Consider the following 4,464-nt stretch of genomic DNA (forward strand, 5'->3'; position numbering starts at 1 on the left):
CACCGGCCCGTCCAGCGGCCGGCGGCCCTCGACCATGCGGTCGATCTCCTCGACGTACCAGCGCACTCCGTCGATGGCCCGGTCGACGTCGGCGGTCGCGAGCCGCCACGGCTTGCCGATCTCCCAGACGAGCAGGAGCGACAGCAGGTCGCGGTGCTCGGTGAGCGCGTCGAGCGCCGCGCTGACCCTGGCCTTGCGGTCGGCGAGCGGGACCCGCCCCCACTCCCGGTGCCGGTCGACCGAGGCTCGTACGGCCGCCGCCGCCTGGTCGGCGGATAGCATCGGCGGGCCGGCGATGCGGGTGCCGTCGACGGGCGAGGTCGCGGGCACCGGGTCACCGTCCCGGTGCCAGTGCCCGCCCCAGAGGTTGGACACCCGGTCGTCGTCGAACGCCTCGGGGGCGACGGCCAGGCAGCGGTTGTAGGCGCTGTCCCAGGAGGTCCCCGGCTTGATCACATAGCCCATGACGATCTCCGCATACTGTATGCAATACGTGAGTAAAAATAATCAGTCGGTCAACGGCGCGAGCTCGGGTACCGGCTCGAATTCCTTGATCGCGTCAAGCGAGGGCCCCATCGCCGCGTTGGCCTCGCGCTCGACCATGACCTCGACGAGGACCGGCAACCTGGACCGCTCGGATTCCTCGTCGGCCCACCGCAGAGCCGCGGCGATCTCCTCTGGCCGCTCGACCCGCCGCGCCGGGCACCCGAAGGCGTCCATGACCTTCACGTGGTCGATGCCGCCCTCGCCGTAGTGCAGGTCCACGGCGTAGTTCATGCCGTACGGGATCTCGGCCTGGCGGATCAGCCCCAGGTACTCGTTGTTGATCATGATGATCACGAACGGGATCTCGTACTGCGCCGCGACCGCGATCTCCTCCATGAGGAACTGGAAGGAGTAGTCGCCGACCACGGCCACGACCTTGCGCTCCGGGAAGGCGCACTTCACCCCCATCGCCGCGGGGATCTCCCAGCCCAGCGGACCGGCCTGGCCGCAGACCAGGTAGCGGCGCGGCAGGAACGTCTCCTGGAACTGGCCGGACCAGATCTGGTAGAGCCCGATCGCGGTGACGAACGTGGTGTCCCGTTCGAAGACGTCGTTGATCTCCCGGAAGACGCGCGGGGGCTTGATGGGAGTGTCGTCGAAGTCGTCGCGACGTCGCAGGGTGCCGCGGAGCTCGCCGACCCGCGCGGGCCACTCGCCGGCGCTCCGAGCCGGTGTGAGCGCGTGCGCCTGGCCGAGCATGGCGGCCAGCGTGGGCCGGGCGTGCCCGACGATGCCGAGCTCGGGCTCGAAGACCTTGCCGATCTGCGTCGGCTCGATGTCGACGTGGACGAACCGGCGGTCCCGGCGGTAGGTCGCCAGATCGCCGGTGTGCCGATCGCCGAACCGGGCGCCGACGGCGAGCACGAGGTCGGACTCCAGGAACGCCGCGTTGCCCCATCGGGTCTGGGTCTGCAGGCCGGCCATGCCCGCGAACAGCGGATGGTCCTCGGGGAAGGCGCCCTTGCCCATCAGGGTGACCTGGACCGGAACCTGCAGATACTCCGCCAGCGCACGCAGCTCCTCGGCGGCGTCGGCGACGATCACGCCGCCGCCGGCCAGGATGAGCGGCCGTTCCGCGCCGAGCAGCATCTCCACCGCCGCCCGCACCGGCTCGGGCCGCGGGCCCGGGACCTCCACGTCGAGCGGGCCGTCGAGCTCCGGTGCGTAGAAACAGTCACCGCGCTGCACATCAACCGGCAGATCGATGAGGACGGGACCGGGCCGGCCAGAGCGGGCGATGCGGAAGGCCTCCCGGAAGACCCACGGCGCCTGGGCGGGCTCCTTGAGCTGGACGGCCCATTTGCAGACCGGCTTGGCGATCTCGACGATGTCGACCGCCTGGAACGACTCCTGGTGCAGCTTCGCGCGCTCGGCCTGCCCGGTGATGCAGATGATGGGGATGGAGTCGGCGAGCGCCGTGTAGAGGCCAGTGATCATGTTGGTGCCGGCCGGGCCCGAGGTGCCGATGCACACCCCGACGTTGCCGGTGACCCGGGACCATCCGTCCGCCGCGTGGGTGCCGCCCTCTTCGTGCCGCACCGTGATGTGCCGGATCGGGCTCGTGCGCAAGGCCGCGTACAGAGGCAGGATCGCCGCACCGGGAATGCCGAAGACCGTGTCGACGCCCTCCGACTCCAGCACCCTGACGACGGCCTCCATGCAGGGGATTCTGTTCACGCTCACTCCTTCACCGGCGCGCGGCCGGACAGGTTCTCGATCACTTTGAGCAGGGCCGAGTGGTCGAGCGCCCCGTGCCCCTGGCTGCGCGCCGCCGCCACGAGCTGGGCGACCAGCCCCGTCATCGGCAGGGCCACCTCGGCGTCCCGGGCCGCCGCGATGGCGATGCCCATGTCCTTGTGGTGCAGGTCGATGCGGAAACCGGGAGCGAACCGCCGCTCGACCATCGACTCCCGCTTGAGCTCGAGGATGCGGCTGCCGGCCAGGCCGCCGGCGAGGACGTCGAGGCCCGTCTTGCCGTCCAGTCCGGACGCCTCCAGCAGGACGAGCGCCTCCGCGACCAGCGCGTAGGTGCCGCCGACGACGAGCTGGTTGGCGGCCTTCACCGTCTGCCCGGCGCCGGCCGGGCCGACGAGGACGATGGTGGCCCCGAGGACGTCGAACAGTGGGAGTGCCTCGTCGAAGTCCTCCCGCAAGCCGCCGACCATGATCGACAGCCGGCCCTCGATGGCGCCCGGCTCGCCTCCGCTCACCGGGGCGTCGAGCGTGCGCACGCCCTTCACCGCCGCGGCCTGGGCCAGCCGGCGGGCCGTCTCGGGACGCACCGTGCTCATGTCGATGTAGAGCGCGCCGGGCTTGGCGTGCTCGAGTACGCCGCCCTCGCCGAGGGCCACCGCCTCGACGTCCGGAGAGTCCGGCAGCATCGTGATGACGACGTCGGCGGCCGAGGCGTCGGCCACGTCGGTCGCCGCGCGTCCGCCGGCCCGCACCAGTGCCTCGACCCGGGCCTCGCCCAGGTCGTATCCGAGGACGGTATGACCGGCCCGCACCAGGTTGGCGGCCATCGGGCCGCCCATGATGCCGAGGCCGATGAATCCGATGGTCGTCATGCGTTCTCCTCAATGCGCCGCCCGGCCTGAAGCCAGGCGAAGCTGTCGGCGCTCGGCCCCACGGGCTTGTACTCCAGACCGACGTGGCCCGCGTATCCGGAGGCTTCGAGGGCGTCGAGCACGGAGCCGTAGGGGATCTCCCCCGTGCCCGGCTGCCCGCGGCCCGGTGCGTCGGCGATCTGGACGTGCCCGAAACGGGCTGCGTGCCGCTCGATGACGGTGAAGGGATCCTCGCCCATCCGGGCGAGGTGGTAGAGGTCGGCGAGGAAGGCGACGTTGGCGACGCCGGCCTGCTCGCGGACCCGGTCGATGATGTGGAGCGCCGCCTCCGAGGAGGTGATCGGATACTCCGGGCTCTCGTGGGAGTTGAGCGCTTCCACGACGACCGTCGCGTCGCACCTCAGCGCGGCCTTCGCGGCGACGTCGAGGTTGGCGACACCGAGTTCCTCCTGGGCGTGGATGTCCAGGTCCGGCACCCGGTTGCCGAACAGCGCGTTCAGCACGCGGCAGCCGGTCTCCTCGGCGATCCCGACGACCACGTCGACGTTGTCGCGGAAGCGGGCGGCACCGTCCGGCCTCGACAGCAACCCCCGCTCTCCTGCCGCCATGTCGCCGGCGTCGAAGTTGAGGCCGACGAGCCGGACGCCCGCGTCGGACAGCGCCCGGAGCAGCGCGTCGACCTCGTGGTCGCCGGGCACCGGAACGCCGAACGGCCACCACAGCTCCACCGCGTCGAAGCCCGCGGCCCGCGCCGCGGCGGGCCGCTCCAGCAGGGGCAGTTCGGTGAACAGGATGGAAAGGTTGATGTCGAAGCGCATCTCACTCCTCAGGATGTGTCTCGCGCAGCACGCCACCGGCCTCGTACAGGAAGCCGCGGATCGCGTCGGTGTGCGGAAGCAGGAACGTGCTCCTCAGCCGGCCGAGACAGCGTCGCAGGTCGGTCTCGGGATCGGGGACCGCGGCGCAGTCCTCGTGGTGCAGGAGCACGACCTCGCGGGTGCCGCCGACCTGCTGGCTCAGCGCGATCGAGCGGATCGCGTCGCCTGTGACGCATCCGCCCGCGTTGCGGATGACATGGGCGTCGCCCTCGGCCAGCCCGAAGATGGCGAAGACGTTGAGCCGGGCGTCCATGCAGCTGAGGATGGCGATCTGCGAGCTCGGCCGTTGGGGCAGTGTGACCAGCGGGCGCCGGAGCGCCTGCCGGGCGACCAGGAGATCGGTCTGGCTCACGGCATCTCCCTACGAAGCCGTCGCCGGCACGGCGGCGAGCACCTCGCGCAGCAGGCCGGCGGTCTCGGTGGGCGTCTTGCCGACCCGGACGCCGACCTTTTCCAGGGCTTCTTTCTTGGCC

The 4,464-nt window shown here is 71.2% G+C and carries 5 protein-coding genes; all 5 read right to left on the bottom strand.

All coding sequences use genetic code 11. The features are described from left to right. Window positions 1-465 (bottom strand): aldehyde dehydrogenase family protein (locus HKK72_RS36380; protein WP_187238937.1); only part of this gene is annotated, 465 nt, incomplete at its 3' end. A 42-nt stretch (window positions 466-507) separates the two neighbouring features. Then, window positions 508-2,223 (bottom strand): glyoxylate carboligase, encoded by a 1,716-nt coding sequence (gene gcl, locus HKK72_RS36385; RefSeq protein ID WP_315987627.1) that lies wholly within the window; start codon window positions 2,221-2,223, stop codon window positions 508-510. Between the two features lie 2 nt (window positions 2,224-2,225). Beyond that, window positions 2,226-3,113 carry a 2-hydroxy-3-oxopropionate reductase gene (locus HKK72_RS36390; protein WP_187238938.1) on the bottom strand — a complete coding sequence of 296 codons (888 nt, stop codon included), beginning with the start codon at window positions 3,111-3,113 and terminating at the stop codon, window positions 2,226-2,228. Continuing rightward, on the bottom strand, window positions 3,110-3,931 hold the full coding sequence (locus tag HKK72_RS36395) for a hydroxypyruvate isomerase family protein (protein WP_187238939.1): 822 nt from the start codon (window positions 3,929-3,931) through the stop codon (window positions 3,110-3,112). Before HKK72_RS36395 ends, HKK72_RS36390 begins: the two co-directional genes overlap by 4 nt. Before the next feature lies 1 nt (window position 3,932). Continuing rightward, entirely contained in the window at window positions 3,933-4,343 is a 411-nt protein-coding gene (locus tag HKK72_RS36400) for a beta-class carbonic anhydrase (protein WP_187238940.1), read from the bottom strand. Window positions 4,344-4,464: the final 121 nt, after the last annotated feature.

It is taken from the genome of Actinomadura sp. HBU206391 (assembly GCF_014323665.1).
In the GTDB taxonomy this organism is placed as follows: Bacteria; Actinomycetota; Actinomycetes; order Streptosporangiales; family Streptosporangiaceae; genus Actinomadura_C.